The 21,463-nt window shown below is 63.2% G+C and carries 21 protein-coding genes; 6 read left to right on the plus strand and 15 right to left on the minus strand.

Features of this window, described 5'->3' with window-relative positions; all coding sequences use genetic code 11:
- Positions 1-58: 58 nt before the first annotated feature.
- From ABID26_RS09870 to ABID26_RS09880, 3 genes are all read left to right on the plus strand, one after another.
- A complete protein-coding gene (locus ABID26_RS09870) occupies positions 59-1,183 on the plus strand; it encodes a L,D-transpeptidase (RefSeq protein WP_292299406.1) in 1,125 nt (374 codons plus the stop codon).
- A 195-nt stretch (positions 1,184-1,378) separates the two neighbouring features.
- The gene (locus tag ABID26_RS09875; protein WP_126100392.1) at positions 1,379-3,016 is read left to right on the plus strand and encodes a CTP synthase; all 1,638 of its coding nucleotides are present in this window, start codon (positions 1,379-1,381) and stop codon (positions 3,014-3,016) included.
- Between the two features lie 22 nt (positions 3,017-3,038).
- A complete protein-coding gene (locus ABID26_RS09880) occupies positions 3,039-3,578 on the plus strand; it encodes a DUF1697 domain-containing protein (protein WP_292299408.1) in 540 nt (179 codons plus the stop codon).
- A gap of 39 nt (positions 3,579-3,617) precedes the next feature.
- Here the strand turns inward: ABID26_RS09880 and ABID26_RS09885 are convergent, their stop codons facing one another.
- Positions 3,618-5,075 carry an NCS1 family nucleobase:cation symporter-1 gene (locus ABID26_RS09885; protein ID WP_320277099.1) on the minus strand — a complete coding sequence of 486 codons (1,458 nt, stop codon included), beginning with the start codon at positions 5,073-5,075 and terminating at the stop codon, positions 3,618-3,620.
- A gap of 294 nt (positions 5,076-5,369) precedes the next feature.
- On the opposite strand from ABID26_RS09885, the gene ABID26_RS09890 reads away from it, so the two are divergent.
- The gene (locus ABID26_RS09890; protein WP_126102720.1) at positions 5,370-5,672 is read left to right on the plus strand and encodes a DUF982 domain-containing protein; all 303 of its coding nucleotides are present in this window, start codon (positions 5,370-5,372) and stop codon (positions 5,670-5,672) included.
- A 103-nt stretch (positions 5,673-5,775) separates the two neighbouring features.
- On the opposite strand, the gene ABID26_RS09895 is transcribed toward ABID26_RS09890, so the two are convergent.
- From ABID26_RS09895 to ABID26_RS09905, 3 genes are all read right to left on the minus strand, one after another.
- Positions 5,776-7,302, minus strand: a complete 1,527-nt coding sequence (locus ABID26_RS09895; protein WP_354415152.1) for an HlyD family type I secretion periplasmic adaptor subunit — start codon at positions 7,300-7,302, stop codon at positions 5,776-5,778.
- Between the two features lie 3 nt (positions 7,303-7,305).
- The gene (locus ABID26_RS09900) at positions 7,306-9,054 is read right to left on the minus strand and encodes a type I secretion system permease/ATPase (protein WP_354415154.1); all 1,749 of its coding nucleotides are present in this window, start codon (positions 9,052-9,054) and stop codon (positions 7,306-7,308) included.
- Between the two features lie 88 nt (positions 9,055-9,142).
- Positions 9,143-12,790 carry a DUF5801 repeats-in-toxin domain-containing protein gene (locus ABID26_RS09905; protein WP_354415155.1) on the minus strand — a complete coding sequence of 1,216 codons (3,648 nt, stop codon included), beginning with the start codon at positions 12,788-12,790 and terminating at the stop codon, positions 9,143-9,145.
- A 525-nt stretch (positions 12,791-13,315) separates the two neighbouring features.
- Between ABID26_RS09905 and dusA the strand changes: the two genes are divergently transcribed.
- Positions 13,316-14,302: a tRNA dihydrouridine(20/20a) synthase DusA gene (dusA, locus tag ABID26_RS09910; RefSeq protein WP_354415157.1), complete on the plus strand. Its 987-nt coding sequence runs from the start codon at positions 13,316-13,318 to the stop codon at positions 14,300-14,302.
- 156 nt (positions 14,303-14,458) lie between these two features.
- On the opposite strand, the gene ABID26_RS09915 is transcribed toward dusA, so the two are convergent.
- The 11 genes from ABID26_RS09915 to ABID26_RS09965 form a co-directional block, all read right to left on the minus strand.
- On the minus strand, positions 14,459-14,686 hold the full coding sequence (locus ABID26_RS09915; protein ID WP_354415160.1) for a GDCCVxC domain-containing (seleno)protein: 228 nt from the start codon (positions 14,684-14,686) through the stop codon (positions 14,459-14,461).
- On the minus strand, positions 14,683-14,964 hold the full coding sequence (locus ABID26_RS09920; protein ID WP_292338684.1) for a heavy-metal-associated domain-containing protein: 282 nt from the start codon (positions 14,962-14,964) through the stop codon (positions 14,683-14,685). Before ABID26_RS09920 ends, ABID26_RS09915 begins: the two co-directional genes overlap by 4 nt.
- 9 nt (positions 14,965-14,973) lie before the next feature.
- A complete protein-coding gene (locus ABID26_RS09925) occupies positions 14,974-15,354 on the minus strand; it encodes a mercuric transporter MerT family protein (RefSeq protein ID WP_354415162.1) in 381 nt (126 codons plus the stop codon).
- Complete coding sequence (locus ABID26_RS09930; protein WP_354415164.1) at positions 15,351-16,007, minus strand: NrsF family protein; 657 nt, start codon at positions 16,005-16,007, stop codon at positions 15,351-15,353. Before ABID26_RS09930 ends, ABID26_RS09925 begins: the two co-directional genes overlap by 4 nt.
- Positions 16,004-16,609, minus strand: a complete 606-nt coding sequence (locus tag ABID26_RS09935) for a sigma-70 family RNA polymerase sigma factor (RefSeq protein ID WP_354415166.1) — start codon at positions 16,607-16,609, stop codon at positions 16,004-16,006. Before ABID26_RS09935 ends, ABID26_RS09930 begins: the two co-directional genes overlap by 4 nt.
- Positions 16,606-17,091 (minus strand): DoxX family protein, encoded by a 486-nt coding sequence (locus tag ABID26_RS09940; RefSeq protein ID WP_435528560.1) that lies wholly within the window; start codon positions 17,089-17,091, stop codon positions 16,606-16,608. Before ABID26_RS09940 ends, ABID26_RS09935 begins: the two co-directional genes overlap by 4 nt.
- Positions 17,088-17,879: an HvfC/BufC N-terminal domain-containing protein gene (locus ABID26_RS09945; protein ID WP_354415170.1), complete on the minus strand. Its 792-nt coding sequence runs from the start codon at positions 17,877-17,879 to the stop codon at positions 17,088-17,090. Before ABID26_RS09945 ends, ABID26_RS09940 begins: the two co-directional genes overlap by 4 nt.
- Positions 17,863-18,726, minus strand: coding sequence for an MNIO family bufferin maturase (gene bufB, locus ABID26_RS09950; RefSeq protein ID WP_354415172.1), 864 nt, complete (start codon positions 18,724-18,726; stop codon positions 17,863-17,865). Before bufB ends, ABID26_RS09945 begins: the two co-directional genes overlap by 17 nt.
- A 66-nt stretch (positions 18,727-18,792) precedes the next feature.
- The gene (locus ABID26_RS09955; protein ID WP_126102718.1) at positions 18,793-19,125 is read right to left on the minus strand and encodes a BufA1 family periplasmic bufferin-type metallophore; all 333 of its coding nucleotides are present in this window, start codon (positions 19,123-19,125) and stop codon (positions 18,793-18,795) included.
- A 223-nt stretch (positions 19,126-19,348) separates the two neighbouring features.
- A complete protein-coding gene (locus ABID26_RS09960) occupies positions 19,349-20,053 on the minus strand; it encodes a TIGR02281 family clan AA aspartic protease (protein WP_292299431.1) in 705 nt (234 codons plus the stop codon).
- A 24-nt stretch (positions 20,054-20,077) separates the two neighbouring features.
- The gene (locus ABID26_RS09965; RefSeq protein WP_292299432.1) at positions 20,078-20,308 is read right to left on the minus strand and encodes a DUF1289 domain-containing protein; all 231 of its coding nucleotides are present in this window, start codon (positions 20,306-20,308) and stop codon (positions 20,078-20,080) included.
- A gap of 156 nt (positions 20,309-20,464) precedes the next feature.
- On the opposite strand from ABID26_RS09965, the gene ABID26_RS09970 reads away from it, so the two are divergent.
- Positions 20,465-21,460 (plus strand): nicotinate-nucleotide--dimethylbenzimidazole phosphoribosyltransferase, encoded by a 996-nt coding sequence (locus ABID26_RS09970; protein ID WP_292374542.1) that lies wholly within the window; start codon positions 20,465-20,467, stop codon positions 21,458-21,460.
- Positions 21,461-21,463: the final 3 nt, after the last annotated feature.

Consider the following 21,463-nt stretch of genomic DNA (forward strand, 5'->3'; position numbering starts at 1 on the left):
CCTTGGGGGGCGCCGGGCGACGCCGTGGGCAACTAGCATAGAAAATCGGATCTTCGCCATGCAGCTTCGCAGCTTCATCCTTTTGGGATTCTGTGCCGTATTCGGCATGGGGTCCGCGGCCTTTGCCTCGCCGGCAAACCTGGCCGCTTCGCCGTCGGTCGAGAAGACCGACGCAATTCCCGTCGTTGCCAAGAGCGACGCATCGCAGCTGAAGCTTCTCAAGAAGAAGAAAAACCCGACTTCGGACGATCTCGCGCAGATCAAGAAGCTCGAGGCCAAGATCGTGGCCGACAAGGAAGCGGCCAAGGAAAAGGCGCTCGAAGCCCGCAAGCTGGCGATGCGCGAGGCGGCCAAGGCCAAGGCCGACGCGGCTCGCCAGGAATGGCTGGCCAAGAAGGGGGCGGCAGCATCGTCGGAAGTGGCCGACGCCAGGCCGGTGAAGAAGACCGTCAAGATCATCGCGCCGCTCGAGCCCCTTGCGCCGATTGCGCCGATCCAGACCGACGAACCAATCTCGGATGAAGCCATGAACATCGCGGCCACCGGCAACAACGGCGAGCTGCGCAGCGAGCAGCCGGGACAAAAGCAGACCAGCGGTGGCGGGCTGTTCGCCGGCCTGTTCGGCGGCCAGTCGGTATCCTCGATCAGCTATCTTCCCGAGACCCGCGCGCTCGATTCGGCGCTCGCCAGGAAGGATGCCAAGAGGCCGTTCAAGGTGAAGCCGGAGTTTGTGCCGCAGGACGTTACGTTCACCGGCTATGAGCCGGGCACGATCGTCATCGACACCAGCGCGCGCCGCCTCTACCTCGTCGAATCGTTTTCCACCGCACGCCGCTATGCCATAGCGGTCGGCCGCGAAGGCCTGCAGTTCAAGGGCACCGTGGCGGTCGGCGACAAGCAGGAGTGGCCGCGCTGGATCCCGACGCTCGACATGCAGAAGCGCGAGCCGAAGCACTATGGCCAATACAAGGACGGCATGCCCGGCGGCGGCGAGAATCCGCTCGGCGCGCGCGCCATCTATCTCTATGACGGCAAGAAGGACACGCATCTGCGCATCCACGGCACCATTGCGCCGCAATCGATCGGAACCAGCGCCTCCAACGGCTGCTTCCGCATGATCAACGAGCACGTCATGGATCTTTACAGCCGCGTCAAGATCGGCACCAAGGTTGTTATTATCTGACGACAAGGTCGTTACCTATATAACGACCCAGTCGTCATCATCTGACGCGTTCGAACAACTGCCGAAAGGGCCGGCACCGCCGGCCCTTTCGTTTTGACATAAGCAAATCGCCTGTCACGGGCACCGGCGCCATCTTGGGAAAAAGCCTTCGCGGCGGTTTTTTCTCTGGCGGAATCAATCAGGCCGCGTTAAGCGATGACTCCCATGGCGCGATATGTATTCATCACAGGCGGCGTGGTTTCCTCACTCGGAAAAGGCATCGCCGCAGCAGCTCTTGGGGCTCTTCTGCAGGCGCGAGGCTATCGCGCGCGGATCAAAAAGCTCGATCCCTACCTCAACGTCGACCCTGGAACGATGTCGCCGTATCAGCATGGCGAAGTGTTCGTGACCGACGACGGCGCCGAGACCGATCTCGATCTCGGCCACTATGAGCGCTTCACCGGCCGCTCGGCCAACCAGCAGGACAACATCACCACCGGCCGCATCTACAAGAACATCATCGAGCGCGAGCGGCGCGGCGACTATCTCGGCGCCACCGTGCAGGTGATCCCGCACGTCACCGACGAGATCAAGCATTTCGTCCTCGACGGCAATGACGACTACGATTTCGTCCTGTGCGAGATCGGCGGCACGGTCGGCGACATCGAGGCGATGCCGTTCCTGGAGGCGATCCGCCAGCTCGGCAACGACCTGCCGCGCAACAACGCGGTCTATGTGCATCTGACGTTGATGCCCTATATCCCGACGGCGGGCGAATTGAAGACCAAGCCGACGCAGCATTCGGTCAAGGAATTGCGCGGCATCGGCATCGCGCCCGACATCCTCTTGGTGCGCGCCGACCGGCCGATCCCCAAGGAAGAGCGCAGAAAGCTTTCGCTGTTCTGCAACGTGCGCGAAAGCGCCGTCATCCAGGCGCTCGACGTGCCGCATATCTATGACGTGCCGATGGCCTACCACCAGGAGGGGCTCGATTCGGAAGTGCTCGCTGCCTTCGGTATCGATCCGGCGCCGAAGCCGCGCATGGAGCCGTGGCAGGCGCTCTCCAACCGCATCCACAATCCCGAAGGCGAGGTGACGATTGCCGTCGTTGGCAAGTACACAGGGCTGAAGGACGCCTATAAATCGCTGATCGAGGCGCTCTCGCATGGCGGCCTCGCCAACCGCGTCAAGGTCAAGCTCGACTGGATCGAGAGCGAGATTTTTGAGAAGGAAGACCCGACGCCGTGGCTGGAAAAGGTTCACGGCATCCTCGTTCCCGGCGGTTTCGGCGAACGCGGCTCGGAAGGCAAGATTCTCGCCGCGAAATTCGCGCGCGAGCGCAAGGTGCCTTACTTCGGCATCTGCTTCGGCATGCAGATGGCCTGCATCGAGGCGGCGCGGTCGCTGGCCGGCGTCGAGAAGGCCTCGTCGACCGAGTTCGGCCCGACCGGGGAGCCGGTCGTCGGCCTGATGACCGAGTGGCTGAAGGGCAACATGCTGGAGAAACGCAGGGCGACCGGCGACCTCGGCGGCACCATGCGGCTAGGCGCCTATCAGGCCGAGCTCAGCAAGGGCTCGAAGATCGCCGAGATCTATGGAGACACCCAAATTTCCGAGCGCCACCGCCACCGCTACGAGGTCAATGTCGACTATAAGCAGCGGCTCGAGGATTGCGGCCTGGTCTTTGCCGGCATGTCGCCCGACGGCGTGCTGCCGGAGACGGTCGAATATCCTGACCATCCCTGGTTCATCGGCGTGCAGTACCATCCGGAATTGAAGAGCCGGCCGCTCGAACCGCACCCGCTGTTCGCGAGCTTCATCTCGGCCGCGGTGGAACAGTCGCGGCTCGTTTAGGCCGTTGGCTGGCGGATCAGCCATGCAGACCTATGTCGCGCTGCTCTACAGCATTCTCCTCAGCGAGGGGCGGCGCCTCGTCATGTCGGACCTCAAGGCGATGGCCGAAGGCCTAGGGCTGAAAAATGTCCGCACGCTGGTGGCGACGGGCAATCTGGTCTTCGAGACGCGGTCGACCAAAATTTCCGCCCTCGAACAGCGGCTGGAGAGGGCCTTCGAAGAGACTTTCGGCCGCCATGTCGACATCATCGTGCGCGGCGCCGAAGATTGGCTGAAGCTCGCGACTGGAAATCCGTTTCCGGCCGAATCCGCGGCCACCGGCGATCAGGTCGCTGTGCGCGTCATGCGCGAGCCTGTACCGACGGATGCCCTATCCGCGCTTCAGGCCCGTGCTGCTGAAGACGAGAAGGTGCTTTTGGTCGACGGCGATATCTGGCTGGTGTTTTCGCGCGAGAGGCCAAGCTCTCGCCTGCTTGCAGCCGCCAATCATAAGCGCTTTGGCATCGGTACTTCGCGCAACTGGAACACGGTGCGCCGGCTGGCCGAGATAGTCCGGAATTAGCCAGATGGAGAGGGGGCGGCTTTCGCCGCCCCATTTGCTTCAGGCCTTCGCCGTCCGCGCTCCAGCACCCAACGCCATGGTGCGCAGCACGTAGTAGACCGCACCGGCGATCGCCACGCCGAAGAACCAGCCGTAGACGCCCCACCATGACGGCAGCCAGCTGGTGAAGTTCGGCAGGATCGAGGAGAAGATCGCGCCGATACCGGCGGCGATGAAGGCGTTGACGTGCCAGCCCCCCTGGAAGCGGAACTCGCCGTCTTCGCGGTAGAGCGCCTCGACGTCGACCTCGCTTTTGCGGATCAGGTAGTAGTCGACCATCATCACGCCGAAGATCGGCCCCATCGTCGCGCCGATGATGTTGACGAAGGAAGCGGCACTGCCTTCCCAAGGCGCGAAGGGATAGAGCACCAGTGCGATAAGCGCTGCGATGTAGCCGCCCTTCTTGAAGTCGATCTGGCGCGGGAAGACGTTCGAGAAGTCGAAGGCCGGCGAGACGAAGTTCGCCACGACGTTGATGCCGAGCGTCGCCACCGCGAAGGTCAGCGCCGCCAGAGCCGCCAGGAACCAGCTGTCGAATTTGGCCGAGATCTGGTCGGGATGCAGCAGCACCTCGTGATAGACGTCGTAGGCGGCGATCGTGGTGACGCCGGCGACCAGCGAGAACAGGATGAGGTTGACCGGCAGGCCCCAGATGTTGCCCTTGCGCAGCGATGCCTTGTCGGGCGCATAGCGGGCAAAGTCGCAGAAGTTGAGGTAGAGCGCCGAGAAATAGGTCACCCAGATCGCCGCCACCGCGAACAGCGCCGTCCACGAACCCGGCTCGCCGGGCACGCCGGCGTCCTTGGTCTTGTCGAGCAGCACGTCCATCGGGATGTCGCTGGTGAAGGCGAAGGTACCCGACTTCACGCAGAGATAGATCGCCAGGATCAGCATCATCACCCACACGGCGGGGCCGGCCCAATCCTGGAAGCGGCGCACGGTTTCCATGCCCTTCTGGATGATCAGGAGCTGCAGCGCCCAGATGACGACGAAGCAGATCACTTCCAGGGTGGAATGGCCGAGGAGGTGCGAGGTCTGGTTGAATTCGTTGAACCATGGCAGCCGCGTCAACAGCGCGACGATCGCACCCGATGCCGCAGCCGTCTGCGCGCCGTACCAGAAGCAGGCGACGACGGCGCGCACCAGCGCCGGGATGTTGGCGCCCCAGATGCCGAAGGAAGCGCGGGCGAGCACGGGGTAGGGCACGCCGGTCTTCACGCCGGCATAGCCGACGAGGTTCATCAGGAAATAGATGATCAGCGAGCCGATGCCGATGGCGATGATGAAGTTGACGAAGCCGCCGCAGAACAGGAACAGACTTGCGGCGAGATAGTAGCCCCAGAGGCTGTGGACGTCGGATGTCCAGACGTTGAAGATCGAAAACGGTCCCCAGTTCCTGACCGTTGCCGGAGCCAGATCCTCGTTGTAGAGGCCGGGCGATGCGCCTTGTATGGTCATTGCAAGTGTTCCCCTTTTGCAAAACGCGCCCTCACGCGTTAACCGTCGAGGTTAAGCCTGACGCTGGGGAACCGGCAAGCAATCCATTGGCCGGCTTTCGCCTTAAAGACATTCAATGAGAATGGCCCTTATCGCTGACACTGATCTCATCATTGCCTGAGTCGGCGAGGGCGTTTTCGCCGCAGATCGGCGGTTCCAAAATTTTCAAGCGGCAACCAAATTTGTTTGGAACTAATCCACAGGATATGCGTTTATTGCGGTTCGGCTGCTCTGCGGTCGAACCGGGAGGAAACTATGGATCGCTTGCATTTCTTTACCCCAGTGCGGATTGCGCGTGGGCAGGGATACCCCTTGGAGGAAGTCGATAGCGTCTCCGAAGCGATGGTGTTCCTGCGGAAGTGGCCAACGGGAAGACGCGGCCCCGTTTATCAGTGCGCCGTGAATTGCTGTTCGGCGGCGATGTCGGGCAAAATGTCGGCCGAGGAAGCGAGAAAGGCCTTTGTCGGCTTTGCCCGCATCACCCGGCTGCTTGACGACGACATGGCGCTGCCGCTGGGTGGCCCGTCCACGGACAATGTCTACGCCCTGAGGCGGTAGCTCCGTCGCCCCCGCGGCTGCTGCTGACAAATGCGATGATGAGGCGTTGGCTTATGGCCGACGCCGGCCGCCTTTTTTTTCGTCCGCGTGCCGCCCTGTTGTTTCAATTCTCCCTGAAAGAGCGTGTGAGCGAGGCCTGCAGCGGCGCCAGCATATAGTCGAGCAGGGTATGTTCCCCGGTCAGGATCATGACTTCCGCCGGCATACCGGGCGACAGCCGGATGTCGTGCAGATCTTTAAGATCGGCCGTGTCGACCTTGACCTTAGCGAGGAAATAAGGCTCGCCGGTCTTCTCGTCCGTCAGCCGGTCGGCCGACACCGACGTAAGCAGGCCATGGATTTGCGGCAAATGCCGGCTCGGATAGGCTGTCAGCACCACGCGGGCGGGCATGTCCGGATGCACCACATCGATATCCGTGGGCCGGATTCGTGAATCGATGATCAGATTGGGCTCGTTGGGGACGATGTCGAGAAGCGGCTGACCGCTGGAGATCACGCCCGATTCGGTCGTTACCCGCAGGTTCATCACAGTTCCGGCGATCGGCGCGACGATATCCGTTCTGGCCAGCACGTCCTGGCGCGAAGGCAATTGGCTGCGCAATTCGGCGAGGTCTGTACGCGCTTTGGCAAGATCCTCGTTGGCGGTCTCGCTGTCCTGCTGGCGCAGGTTGAGGAGCTGGAACTCGGTCTCTCCGATCTGCTGATCGTTTTTCGCCACCTCCGCCCGGTTCGATGCCTGGTTGGCGCGAATGTCGGCCTGGGAACGCTGCAGCGCCAATATCCGCGGCAGGCGTTCGAGGCCCTTCTTATACATCTCCTGCGCGGAGGCGATCTCCTGTTCGATCAGGCCAAGCTGTTCGGTCTCTGCGGCGATCACGTCTCGTGATCCCGCGCTTTGCTCCTTAATCTGCGCGATGCGCTTGTTGAGGATCTGCGTGCGCCCGTCGCGGGTTGCGAGGCGGCTGTCGAGCAGTGCCTGCTCCTCGACGACGACCTTTCGCGCCAACTCACTATCGATCGACGTCAACTCCTTGGGGAACGAGATCCGGTTCTGTCCGGCAAGCTCCGCGACCAGGCGCGCCTCGGTTGCCAGCAGGCGGATGTAGTGCCCCTGCAACTCGTCGTAGCGCCCTTGCGCCTCCGTTGTCTTCAGGCTGATCAGAACCTGGCCGGCGCTGACCTTGTCGCCTTCCTTCACGTGGATCGCCCCGATGATGCCGCCCTCCAGGTGCTGGACGGTCTTGCGATAGCCTTCGGGACTGACAACGCCATTGGCAACGACGGCGCTTGCCAGAAGCGCGACGCTCGACCAAGCGGCGACGCCGCCGACGAAGACGATCGAGGAAACATAGCCCAGCATGCGCGCAGGCCGCGTCCGTTGATCGAGGTCGCGCCTGCTGGCTCGGGCTGCAGGTGACCGCCGCCGGACGAGGCGTCCAATCAGGAGCAGGAAGAGCGCGCTTGCGGCCGCTGCCAGAGCGATGCGCTTCGGTTGGTCGAGCCCGTCGAACCACACGGACACTGCGGCAATGAGTTGCCCGGCGGAGATGGTTAGCCTGCCGGACAGCTCGCGCAGGGCGTCCGCCAGCCCGCTCAGCATCGTCGAGAAATCGTCAAATCGCTCGTCCATGGCTCACTCCACCGCCTTCAGGTTTGCCGGCGCGAAGGCGGCAATCTTGTCACGGATGGCTGCCGGCACCGGTATGCGCTTGGGCTGGCCCGCCAGAGCGCCGAGAACCTCGTCGCGCGGACCGAACATCGAGACGGATCCGTCGCGGAGGAAGACGACATGATCGGCCGTGCGCAGAAGATTGGTCTGATGGGTGACGACAACCACGGTGCGGCCACGCTCCTTCAGCTGCTGCAGCACGTTGAACAGCGCCACCTCGCCTTCGCCGTCGAGGCCGGTATTCGGCTCGTCGAGAACGATTAGCGGCGGGTCGCCGAACAGGGCCCGGGCCAGCGCGATGCGCTGGCGCTGGCCGCGCGAGATCTTGACGCCGTGCGGCCCGACCTCGGTCCGATAACCGTTCGGCAGCCGCAGGATCATCTCGTGGATGCCCGCGAGCTGCGCCGCGGCGATGACGGCTTCGCTGTCGACTTCGTCGCGCAGACGCGAAATGTTCTCGGCGATCGTTCCCGGGAACAATTCGATCTGTTGCGGCAGGTAGCCGATATGCTGGCCCAACTGGTCCGACGGCCAGTTCCAGACCTCCGCGCCATCCAGCCTGACATGGCCGAGCGACGGCCGCATCGTGCCGACGATGAGACGGCAGAGCGTAGTCTTGCCGGAGCCGGACGAGCCGATCACGCCGCAGGTTTGGCCAGGCTCGACACCGAAGCCGATCCCATTCAGCAGCGCCTGCGAGGTTCCCGGCGCATAGTAGTGCAGATTTTCGAGTTTCAGCCGACCCTGCGGACGCGGCAGGGTGACGCCGGTGTTCTGCATCGACGCGGTGGCGGCGAAGAGCTTGATCAGGTTCTGGCGCGCCGTCCGCGCGTTGACCAGGCTGCGCCAGGCGCCGATCGAGCGCTCGATCGGCGCCAGCGCGCGGCTGAGCAGGATGGAGGCCGCTATCATCGACCCGCCCGTCAGTTCGCGGCGCAGGACGAAATAGGCGCCGAGCCCCAGCACGGCCACCTGGAGGGCGAGGCGCAGCGAGCGCGACAGGCTGCCGATGACGGTGGTGCGCTGGAAAATCCGAGACTGCAGATCCGTCAGTGACTGCTGGTTCTGTTCCCACCGCAGCAGCGCCGGCTCGGACATGCCAAGCGAGCACAACGTCTCGGCGCCATCGATATATTGACCGACCGCGGCCTGGCTGCGGCGCAGCCCAGCCGCCGCCTCCTGACCCTTGCGGCGGGTGAGGAAATCGTTGGCTAAAGCGCAGCAGAACAGCAGCACGGCGCCGGCGAGACCGAGCACGCCCAATGCCGGATGCAGAAACCACATGAACGCCAGGAACACGGGTGTCCAAGGCGCGTCGAGAAAGGTCAGTATGCCGTCGCCGGCTATGAAGCCGCGCAGATCGCCCACGTCCTTCAGGCCGGCCTCAAGGCTGCTGCCGGCGAGGCGCGCCTCCATGGCGCGTTCGATCACCGGCACGCTGAGCTGGTCGTCCAGCCATTGGCTGATATGGCCCAGCATCATCCGGCGGGCATGTTCCAGCAGGCCGTACACGGCGATGGCGCCGATGACGGCCAGAGTGAGCCACAGCAGCGTGTCGATCGAGCCGCTCGACAGCACCCGGTCGTATATCTGCAGCATGTAGACGGTGCTGGCGAGCAGGAGGACATTGGTGAGCAGGCTGAAGAGGAGAAGGGCCGGCGCCTGGTGGCGCGCCAGGCGCATCACCTCCTGGAATTGCGGTCTTGGCTGCATCACGGATACCCCCCGGTTTCGATGCCTTTACTGCTGCTTTACTGAGGTCCAACGGGGGCAGCTGGTACTGCCCCCGTTGGTTGAGTGGTCAGGCGATGTCGACGAGGATATGCTGGAGGGCGGTCGTATCGCCGTCCGCGTCGGCCACCTTGAACGAGAAGTCGAGATTGGCATCCGGCGTCTCGCTCACGGTCGAGGTGAAGCCGATATCCACGATCTTCAGCACGTCGTTGTCGACGGCATCGAAGCTCACCAGACCGCCGGTCGCATTGCTGCCGCCGCCAGCGCCGGTCGCTCCGTTCAGGCTGATCGCCTGACCGGTGATGCCGTTGCCCGACTGCATGATCTGGACACCCTGCAGGACATAATCTTCGCCGGCCGCGTTGTAGTCGTTCCGCTCGATGATCAGGAGACCGTCATTGTTGTCGAGCGTGAACTCGCTGCTGTACGGCGCCGGGACCTGGCCCTTTTTCAAGATGTCGGAGTTGTCAGCGTAGACAGCCCGCGTGATCGAGGTGTCGTCCGCGGTGCCGAGGATGTTGTCGGCGCCATCGTCGACCAGGTTGAGGATCAGCATCAGGTCCTCGCTGGTGCCGATGCCGTCGAACTTGATCGCCATGGCGCCGGCGGTCGCCGTCGGGACGGTTGCCTCGTTCACGATGCCGACGTCGCTGCTGAAGAACCGCAACGTCAGCAGTTCGCCCTTCTGGATCGTGTCGCCGGCGACACCGTTGGTGCTCTGCGTCGCCGAAACCCACGTTGGATTGTTGTTGCTGACCATGTCGTGAGTGCCGGTCGGCGTGTTGAACGAGGTGTCGGAGGACGATCCCTGGCCATTGTTCGTCAGGCTGAACGGATTGGCCTTGTTGATCGCGTTGCCGGTGAATTGCACGTAGAAGTCTTCGTCTGCCGGCGTGTTCGGGTCATCCGCCTGCAGTTTTTCCAACACGATCGGTGGGTGGCCCACGTTGCTCGTGGGCTGCTTGGACAAGAGCTCGGCGGTGTGGATGACGTCGAAGCTGAAGCCCTCCAGCGGGTCGGTCAGGGTGATGGTGTAAGTACCGGCGACCTTGTCGAAGACCAGGGTACCGCCCGCTGTGCCTGTCTGGACGCCGGCGGCCGGATCCTTGTCGTAGGTGAAGCTGAAGTTGAACGTCGCGGAGGCATCCGTCTCCGATGCCAGCGTCACGTCCGGGGTCAGGATACTGCCGCCGCCGCCGCCGGTGATCGAGCCGGTGAGCCCGATCTGGATGCCGGCAGTCACGAGGTCCTGGTCGACAAAGTCCGAATGCGTGGCATCGTAAAACGCGGCCGGGTGAGCATCCGCGCCGATATCGTAGCCGAAGTCGCCGCTGGCCGACGCGTTGAGCGTATTGGCCAACGTTTCGTGGGTTCCGGTACCGTTGCCGGCATCCGCGTCACCATCGAACGGCTTCGTGATCGTCGGACCGTCGTCCTCGAAGGTGAAAGCCGTGCCGATATTGGCGGTTGCATCGGCGGTGTCACCGTCACCATCGGTGATGGTCGCCTTCAGCGTCACCAGATCGGCAGCGGCAAGTGTCGCCGCCGAAAGGCCGCTCTCCACCGGGTCTGTCGGATCGTCATGGATGATCGCGCGGTCCTGGGTCAGTGTCACCTCACCGGTGTTTTCATCGACGCTGATCAGGAAGGCGACGGTGCTCGTGTCGTTCTCCAGATAGCCCTCGACTTGGCCGCTAGCATTGACGCGCAGGAGAATGTTGTCGCCGCTGAGCGTGTCGTCGAGGCCGCTGTCGACGTTGGCGCTTTTAACGCCCAGCTCATAGGTGACGGCGTCGCCGTCGGTGCCGGGGTCCGTGGTGAAGGCCGAAGCGAAGCCTGCCGATGCGGTATCGGAAAGTTCCGAATCGTCGGTGACGAGCGTCGGAGCGGTGCCGTCCGCCGTCACCGTCGGGCCGTCGTCCCTGATCTGCACCTTGTCGCCGATGGCGATACTGGTGCTGTCGCTGTCGTCGTCGCCGTCATCGACGTCGACCACCGCCAGCAGGGCGCCGTCGTTCATCGTCTGCACATCGTCGGGATCGGTGGCGTCGGAATGCGCGATCGCAATGTATTGCGCAATGCTGAGGATGCCGTTGTCGTCGATGGAGATGGCGATGGCCACTGCGTCACTCGTGTCGACGCTACCGTCATCATTGGCATCGACGCGGCCGACGACGAGGCCGCCCTCGACATTGAGCAGGATGTTGTGGCCGTCGAGCGTGTCGAAACCGGAATCGGCATTCGCCGCGCTGACGTCGAGCGACAGCGTCTCGGTGCCTGGGCCGTCGGTGCCGAAGCTCGAGCTGGGTGTGACCACAGCGGAGGCGCTGGCTGCCCAGCCGATGGCCGTGCCAAGCCCCGAGAAGGCGCCGGGCAAGGAGGCGAGGGGCTGGTCGTCCGAGCTGGCGTCGACGCCGGCCGTTTCGTCATGCAGCACGGTGGCGCTTTCCTCGGTCAAACCCGCCGTCGGGCCGTCGTCATCGAAGTTGATGAAGGAGCCGACCTCTTCGGTGTGGGCGTTGGTGGTCGTCGCCTTGAAATGGAACTCGGTGATGTCGCACCCTTCATTCGCATCGACCCCCGTAACCGTCAGTCGATCCATGTTATCGGCGGTGGTGATATCGACGGTGGTGACGTTATCCAGCCCGGTGATGGTAACGGCGTTCCCGGTGCCGCTAAGCCCTGTGACGGTGACGTTGCCGCTCGCCGTGGCATAGGTGCCGTCGACGGTGATGGTCGAGGCAAACCCCGATGCACCTGTCAATTTGACACTGGTGATGTCAACGGGGTCGGTCGTGGTGCCGTCAAAGAAGTCCGTGCCTTGCTGGTTGGCTGTGTTGTCGAAAGCCTTGATCGTGATGTCCACCCGCTTGTCCGGGCTGGAAGGCGTGATCTGGTTGATCGTGAACCCGGCCTCGGTGATGGTCTCGATATGGCTGCCGTACTGGATTTGCGAAGCACTACCTGCGTTCAGCAGGCCGCCGGTCACAAAATCGACCTGCAGCGTTTCGGTCGGATTGATGCTCTGGTTGTTGATGCCGAAGCCCTGTTCACTGACGTTGGCGGTGCCGCCATTCAAACCGATCACCAGAAGCTGCTTGGAAGCGTCATCGGGCGAGTTGATCAGGTAAAAATCATGATTGCCCGGAGCTGCGTTCTGGCCGGAGAAGCTGATCTGGGAGGTTCCCTCGATCGACGCGTACACCAGATCGGTCAGATCGATCTGGTCGTCCGGATCGGACGCATCTGGATGGGACAACGCCACATATTGAACCAGATACAGATCCGCATCGGTGGTGCTGGTGTGGTCGAGCCCAAACGAGAAGGCGAGCGGATCGGTTGTTGGGTCGGGCTCGGCGGTTGGGTCAGCGGTACCAATGACGCCGATCACGACATCTGCGTTGTTCGGGTCCTGGAACAGCCAGACAAAGTTGCCGTCGACCGTCTGAATATCGGTGAGTACGCCGTCGGTCTCGGAAAACGGAGTTCCCGAGGCGTCCTGGGTGAGAACGACCGAGGTGATGGTTTCTCCGGCGCTCGCCGTGGCCTGCACGAAATCGGCCTGATAGGCGACCTCCAGCGCGGTGCCGAGAGTGAGAAGATGTTGCAGCGTGGTGTTGGTGTCGTGCGGCGGAACGGCCGGATTAATATCGTCGTCTGTTAAGCCGGTTGTCTCGTCGATGATGATGTCTTGAGCTGTGATGTCGAGTGCCATTACGAATTCTCCCTGGTTTCAATGCGACAGGCGCGAAGTCAGCCCCAACGCTGGCAACCGGTCGCATGGGCGTGCATTCGCCGGCAGGGCCGGCGCTGCGCGCCATTGTTAAAAGGGATCTGAAGTTTCGATTGACTCAGGGGGTAGAGGGGTTGGAGGAGCCGCCGCTAATCCTCCGCTCCTTGCCCCGTCAGGCAATTGTAGGCGGATGCGTCCTATGCGCATCGGTGACCCACCAACGGCGGGCACCAAGGATCGACAATGAGGGCATACTCAACCCCGCCCCTCTTCAACAGGCATTGACTGCCTGTACGCCTCCCGCTCAGAACATGAGCACAAAAACTTTACTCTTATTTGTGGAAATTTCAAATCGGACTATTGCCTTTTAATAAAAAGTGTGGATCGGAAATAGTCCCTCCAGGGGCAGGACTTTTGTCCCCATGATTCGAACCATTTAAAGTCAAAAAGAACACACTAGATGGTGTCCGTGGATTTGGGATCTCCTGAAAGAATGAATAGGACCTAATGCAGACGATGATCGCCATAGCACCAATGATGGATTGGACGGACCGGCATTGCCGGTTCTTCCACCGTCAGTTGACGCGCCGCGCGCTCCTCTACACCGAGATGGTGGTGGCGGACGCCGTCATCCATGGTGTGCGCGAGCGCCTGCTTGGCTTTGATGACGCCGAGCATCCGGTTGCGCTGCAGCTTGGCGGTTCAGATCCGCGCAAGCTCGCCGAGGCGGCCGTCATCGGCGAGGCGTTCGGTTATGACGAGATCAATCTCAATGTCGGCTGTCCGTCCGATCGGGTCCAGTCGGGCACGTTCGGCGCCTGCCTGATGAAGACGCCGCTGCTGGTGGCGCAATGCGTCGCGGCGATGAAGGCGGCGGTGAAAATCCCGGTCACCGTCAAATGCCGCATCGGCGTCGACGAGCAGGACCCCGAACCCGCTCTCGATACGCTGGCTGACCGAGTGCTCGCGGCCGGTGCCGATGCCCTCTGGGTGCACGCCCGCAAGGCGTGGCTGGAGGGGCTGAGCCCTAAGGAAAACCGCGACATCCCACCGCTCGATTATTCGCGCGTCTATCGGCTGAAGGCCAGAAAGCCGAACGAATTCATCGGCATCAATGGCGGTATTCAATCGCTCGACGAGGTTTCCGAACATCTGCGCCATGTCGACGGCGCCATGCTTGGCCGTGCGGCCTATCATACGCCGGGCATCCTTGCCGGCGTCGATGCGGCTTTCTATGACGAGGCGCGGATCGCTTTCGACTACGCAGCGCTGATGGATGAAATGGCTGCTTACGCCGCGCGCCATATCGAGGAGGGTGGAAGGCTCGGCCACATCACCCGCCATATGGTCGGCCTGTTCCATGGCCTTCCGGGCGCGCGCCGCTACCGGCAGATTCTGTCCACCGATGCCAACAAACCCGGAGCGAGGCCGGAGGTGCTGGAGGCAGCCTTTGCGGCGGTCGATCTCAGCGGGGCTGCGGCCGAAGCCGCCTAAAGCAGGTCGCGTGAAAAGGATTCACGCGACCTGCTTTAGGTTTTCGATTTTAAGCATGTCTTCGTCCCGAAACCGGGCCCACTTTCGGGAGACATGCTTTAAGAGGCTGCAACTCAAATCTCGCAGGCGATCCTGTCCGTATTTATGTCACAGATCTCAGCAGCGACAATGCTGGCCTGCGGGACCGGATTGCGGCTCCTTCTGTCTCGGCGGACAGGGGTGATCACCGTAAGAGCAGAATACGCAGCAATCTCCCGCCAGGGGCTTGAGGAGAATCCCGCAGCTTTCGCATTCGTAGAAATACTGGCAGGCATCGGCCGGCATCGTCTCGGTTTTGCGGTGACCGCAGGCCGGACAGGTGATGGTGCTGGTGAGTTCGATCATTGCTCATTCACCAAGGCTGCCGCATAGCCAGCGTTTGTGGAAGCATCGGCGATCGCTGCTGGGCTCGTCTTGCCGTCGTCGAAGACAACCGTCGCAGTCTTGGCATTGAGGTCGGTTGAAACGGAGACAATGCCGTCGAGGTGCTTGATTGCGGTCGTAACGGTGGCCGGGCAGAGCGGACACGTCATGTCGGGCACTGAGAACGTGGCGGTACGCTGCCCCGCAGCAGCGGGCGCGGCGACGAGGAGCAGGACAGCGATTGCGATCGCAATGCGCATGGAGATCTCCTACGAATTGAGCCGTCCGAAGACATCGACAGCGGCCGCTGACGCGGCAATGAGGCTCGCGGCCAACAGAATCCATCGGGTGGAACGGCGATAAACGGGGCTGGCGCAGAGGGAGCCCGGAAGGCAGGCGGCCGCTTCACTGCGGCGGTAGCGCCAGTATCCGAGAGCGATGGAGACGGCTGCGAGCGTGAGGAAGTACGGCTGATAGGGCGCCAGCGCGGTGAGGCGCGCGATCCAGGCGCCGCTAATCCCGGCGAGTGCGAAAGCGAGCGGAAGGATACAGCAGGCGGAGGCGAGGAGACCTGCCGAAAGGCCGCCAAGAGCGAACGGCAGGCCAGTCCGTGATGTCGTTGGGTTGCTGACGGGCGATGGCCCGATCATTCCGGCATCTCCACGCGGCTCGACAGGAACAGGTTGATGGCGGCGCCCGACAGCATGATCAACAATCCGGTGCCAAGATTGAACATCAGAATCTCGATGCTGGCGTCGATTGGATGGAACAGGGTCAGCGCCGCCGCGGTAATTCCAGCCACGGAGAGACTTGCGGCGAAGATCACCGGCGCGGGGTTGAAACTGGCGGCATGGCGCAGCATCAGAGCCAAGGCGAGCGACAACGGCAGGCTGGTCAGCACCAATGTGGCAATGCAGGAGGCCGTCTCACCAGGAGCCGCGCTACCGGGAACCATCGGGGTCCAGAAACGCAGGCACTGATAGCCGATCGAGAAAAGCCACAAGGCAAGCGCCGGAAGCGGCAGCCAAATCCAATGACGTGAACGGTCGGGAAGGCTGATGAAGAATGCCGCGACCGCGGCAAGGATGCCGGTTAGGACAGCTCCTGTGAGGCTCAAGGCGAAGCGGATATCGGCCAGGCGAACAAGGAGGCCTGGCCGCCAGCCATGGCCAGCGGCGATCATGGTGAGGATCAATGCGCCCAGAAGCAGGAAACCGGCGGCGCGCAGCAGCGGTGGGCGGAGCCGCCTGACCGGTCTCAGATTGGCCGCAAGCGCGGAAATGAGATCATCCGTGGGGATCATGTTTCACTCCCGCCATGGAAGAATCGCCGCAGACGCTGGATGGCGCGGTGCGTGGCGATTTTAAGCGCCGCCACGCTCGTACCACTCACCGCCGAGGCTTCCTTCAGCGACAGCCCTTCGATCTTGGTGAGCCGGACGGCTTCGCGCTGTCCGGCGGGAAGGCGGTCGAGGGCCGCCGCAATCTCATGGATATTCGTCATGCCCTCAAGGTTCGCGGGCGGATCGGCAAAGGTTTCGTGAGCAGGTTCAAATTCCGCTTCGTAGGCCCGGCGGCGGCCCTGGCGGCGCAGGCGGTCGATCAGCCTGCGCCGGGCAATGGCCGTAACCCAGGGACCGAACGGCCGCGCCGGATCATAGGTCCGGCGCACGGTATGCAGGCTGAGCAGTATATCTTGCACCGCATCCTCGACATCGCTGGGATTGCGGTGGCAGCGCGCCGCGTGAGCGCGGAGGTAAGGCGTGATGCCCTCGAGGAGCCGCCGGTAGGCATCGGCGTCACCGTCCTGAGCCCTGGCCATGAGGATCGACCAATCCAGTTCTCGCACCTGCAGCGAGGGAACAGCCGGCCCCCGCACAAGTTTCAGCACCGGTTTGGTGGTCATTGCCGGTGTGCCTCCGAAGCAAATCGTAAGGCTATCAGCCGATCGAGGGAAATCGGCCCTGCGCCCAGGGCGATGATGGAGATCGCCATGGCGGCCCAGGGCAGGTGGAAGTTGGCCCAGCCATCGGGCACCACAAGCTGGATGACACCGGTCATGATGAGCATCGCCAGCGCGGCAAAGCGGGTGGCGAGGCCCAGGACCAGCAGCACCGGCAAAACGAGTTCGGCGGTCGCGACCAGATAGGCCACGGCATCCGGCATGGGGAAACCATACTCGGCGCCGAAGATGTGCAACCTGAACTCCTCTTCGAACAGATAGACGGTGCTGTCCGAGAGCTGCAGGAAGCCGTCCCAGCGGGTAAGGCCGGAGCGGAAAAACGGCACCGCGAGTGCTGTTCGCAGAAACAGGGGCGCCACAGCCATGGCAACCGAGGAAAGCCGCCTTGTCAGTGTACGGACGAGTTCCGGAGCTGAGATCGTCATGGCTCACCTGCGGCATCCCGTTCGAGGCTCCAACCGACGAAAGCGCCGGCTTCGATCAGTCCGGCCAACGTCGCGCTGAGATCGAAGTAGACCGTGACCTCAAGCGCTGCGATAGCCGCGGCCACCACTGGCCTGCCGGCGCCCAGGCTCCTGACAAGGGCCGCTGCGCCCACCGGGATCTGGTGAACACGAACTTCTGCGCCTGGCCGGATGATGAGAGCATCCTCGCCGCTCGCGTCGAGATCGACGGCTGCGGGCTCGCCGCCCGCAATGTTCATGCGCCAGATGGTGAGGGCGGGAAACCGCGATCGCGTGACACGCAGCGAAGGATGGAGCGCCAGCCTGACCTGGGCGAGGCGATCCTGATCGATGGCGAGGAGATCGGCGGCTGTAAGCGGTTCCGCATCGGCCGCGTGATAGGCCTCGATCCAGGCGCGCTCGATCCTCGCCACGTCGGCGAGATAGGGCAGCGCCGCCACAGGCTCGAATCCACCGATGAATTCCGGGAAACCCGAGCCGTAGCCGAGCATGATCGGAGACCGAGGCGGATGGGCCGTTGCGAACTGTCCGGCCATAGCGCGGAAGAATTCGTCCCCGACGATACGATGAACCGCCGGGTAGTTTTCCTTCAATGTCTCGATGAGGCCGGCCACGACGTTGTTGCGATAGACCGCAAAGCGGCGTGGACTTGGTAAGCCATCGGGACCCACGATGCCCGGCGGCGTGGCGCGAGCAGCATCGAGCAGGGCCATCGCGAAGTCCTGCTGCCGTTCAGCCAGTCCTTGCAAGGCGCACCTCCTGCGGTGTCGCGTGAGACTTCATATGCGCTTCGGCCCGCATGGCCTCGGCGTGCAGCTCGCCCCATGATGGCAAATCGGCGTCCCATTCGATCAGCGTCGGCGTGGGACCGAGCTTGCCGATAACGTAGGCGTAGAGCTGCCAAACCAATGGGTCGACCGGCCGGTTGTGGGTGTCGATAAGCAGCGGCCGCTGTTTCTCGTCGGTCTCCGGCGTGAAGCCGGCAAGGTGTATTTCCTGCACGGCGACGAGCGGATAGGCATCGATATAGGCGAAGGGATCCCATTGCTGATTGGTCGAAGCGACGTGGACGTTGCTCACATCGAGCAGCAGACCGCAGCCGGTGCGCCGCTGCACCTCGGCGATGAAATCGGGCTCGGCATAGGTGCTTTCGGCAAAGGCGACGTAGGTGGAAGGATTTTCCAGCAGCATCTGGCGGCCGAGCGTCTCCTGCACCTCGTCGATGTGAGAGGCGATGCGTTGGAGCGTTTCCTTGGTGTAGGGCATCGGCAGTAGATCGTTCAGAAACGCCTCGCCATGGCTCGACCATGCGAGGTGCTCGGAGAAAAGCCCAGGCTCGTAGCGGGCGATCAGGTCCTTCAGGCGCCTCAGATGGTCTTGGTCGAGGGGCCTGGCCGCGCCAATCGACAGGCCGACGCCGTGCAGCGACAGCGGATAAAGCTCGCGCACCGCCGCAAGGTAGCGGTGCGGCGGTCCGCCCGCCCCCATGTAGTTTTCGGCGTGGACCTCGAAAAAGCCGATATCCGGCACAGTTTCCAGGATCTCGCGGTAGTGCTGCGGCTTAAGTCCCACTCCGGCGCGCTGAGGTATGTTCATGTCGATCTCCCGGAAGGTCACTGACAGGAGGCGGATGGCCTCGCCATCCTCCGGGTTTCCTGGAGATCAGCCGATCGGCTTCAGCGAGCCATGGCCATTGGGCGTGGTCATGGCGGTGCAGGTTCCCTTCTTCACTAGCTTGAAGGCATTGCCTTGGTAGTTCTTGGTGGAGGTGCCCGCGCAGGTGGTTCCAGCGCCCGCATAGCAGTCGTTATGGCCCTTCAGCGCCACGCCGAAGCACTTCTCCATTTTGCCGGAAGCGACCTCCTTTTTGGTCATCTCCCGCATCTTCATCATTTCTGCCTCGCTCATAGCGGCCGATGCGGAGCCGATGGCGGCGGCGCCAATGGCTGCGGCAAAGGCGCTGGCGACGGCAGCGGAAATCAGGCGGTTTGACATGCTATCCTCCATTGGCATTGTTGGACGAACCTTCTCCCCGGCGATGCTGGAAGCGGCAGGTTCTTCTGGAGGTTCGCGGCGGCGCCTTCTGAGGTTACGGCGGTTCAGATCGCCGCGGTTCACGAATTCGTGTAGTTGGGCTCAGGAATGGTCGGCATAATGCACCTGAAGCAAAGCCATAAAGCCGGCCTCGGCAAGGCGGTGGCCGAACCGGCTTGAGGGTCTAATCGCGCAGCACCATGCGGTCGCCGCGCACGTCGAAGCCCGACAGCGAACTGATAAAGTTCATGCCGAGCAGGCTCTGCTCGAGCATGCCGGGCGCCGCCACCATGACCGGCATATCCTTGCGGACGATGCCGCCGATCGCCACTTCATCGGTTCTGACCGTCGCCGCGCGCGCCATGCCGTTGGCGGTCGAAACGTCCACGGTGTAGCTGAGCGCCGCCGGATTGAAGCCGGCCGCCTGGGCGTCCTGCGCCGTCAGCACCGTGCTGGTCGCGCCGGTGTCGACAACCGTCCGCACCGGAGTACCGTTGACCAGGATTCGCGCTTCGAAATGGCCGTTGTCGGCCTTGTCGAGCGTGACGGTGGCGCGGCCATTGTCAACGCCCAGCGCCAGCGGGCTTCCCGGAACAAGGCCGGCCGTCACGCGGCTCGCAACGTCTTGAAGCTCGTAGCGGTATTGGTAGCCGGCAATCAGCGCCAGCACGATTGCCGCCCAGACGCCGATATTGCGCGCCATGTCGCCGAGCGGCCGGCCCGAGCGAACGAGGCTGGCGCCAATCACCGTCACCAGGACTCCAACCCAGATCAGCCGGCTGAAATCATGGTTCTCGATGCCGAAGGTGCGGCCGGCGGAATCGTTCATCATCAGCAGGATGACGCCGGCGCCGATCACCAGCATGACGATCCAGAACAGGCGGTTCATGGCCGGCCCTTTCTCAATCCTTGCTCACAACATACCACGCTCGCGCGCCATGCGGGCGCGCCGCGTCTCGCGGCGGGGGCGGCGTTCGACCGTCTCCAGCCGCGCCGGCAACTCGGCCATCACCGTCCGCCGGACGTCCGGCGTCATCGTGAGCCAGCTCGAGATCTCATCGCGCGTGCGCCCGCAGCCGAAGCAGAAGCCGGTTTTCATGTCGATCGAGCAGACGAGTATGCAGGGAGACTCGATGGCGGTCATGCTGTTCTCTTGCCTTCACTCCACATGGTGCAACCACAAAGCCAATGCAAGCCCTCCGCAATGCGCCGCCCACCGGTGCTTTCGCGGCATTGCCGGGCGGTTGTGCCGGGCAGCGAAGGCGGCTATGCCGCTGCCTGTTCCTGCAATGAGACCGATATGACCGCCAAGCCTTTCGATGATTTCCGCACCCTGCTCGCGACGCTGCCGACGGCGGACGTCGCCGCCGAAACCCGTATCCGCACGCTGTTCGCCAAGACCGACAAGCCAAAGGCCTCGCTTGGGCGCATCGAGGATATCGCGATCTGGCTGGCCGCCTGGAGCGGGCGTGCGCCGCCGGCCATAAACCGGCCTCTTGTGGCGATCTTTGCCGGCAATCACGGCGCTGTCCGGCATGCGATCTCGCCGCGGCCCGTTTCGGCGACCGCCAACGCCGTTGAACTCTGCGCTGCCGGCGGTGCGGCAATCAACCAGGTCTGCATCGCCAATGATCTCGGCCTGAAAGTCTTCGATCTGGCCCTCGACATTCCGACCGGGGACATCACCGAAGAAGCGGCGCTCGACGAACGCGGCTGCGCCGCCACCATGGCCTTCGGTATGGAAGCCGTCGCCGGCGGTGCCGACCTTCTTTGCCTGGGCGACCTCGGCGTCGGCAATTCCACGATTGCGGCCGCCTTGTGCGCGGCGCTGTTCGGCGGCAAGGGCGCCGACTGGGTCGGGCCGGGATCGGGCGCGGATGCGGCGATGGTGGCGCGCAAGGCCGACGCGGTCGACCGGGCACTGGCCCTCCACGGCTCCAGCCTTGACGATCCGCTCGAAGCGTTGCGCCGGGTCGGCGGCCGCGAGCTCGCGGCGATCTGCGGCGCCATTCTGGCAGCCCGCATGCAGAAGATCCCGGTGTTGCTTGACGGGTTCGTCTCGACGGCCGCCGCCTCGGTTCTGCACAGGGCCAATCCCGGTGCGCTCGACCATTGCCTGCTCGCCAGCCTGTCGCCGGAGCCCGGCCATGCCAAGATCGCCGAACGGCTTGGGCTCGAGCCGTTGCTTGATCTCGGCGTCAGTCACGGCGAAGGGGTGGGGGCTGGACTTGCCGCAGGTCTTGTGAAGGCCGCGGCGCTTACCAGTTCCGGCATGGCGGTAGTTGTTCGCAACTAAGGC

Origin of the sequence: Mesorhizobium shonense, from assembly GCF_040545255.1 — a bacterium.
In the GTDB taxonomy this organism is placed as follows: domain Bacteria; phylum Pseudomonadota; class Alphaproteobacteria; order Rhizobiales; family Rhizobiaceae; genus Mesorhizobium; species Mesorhizobium shonense.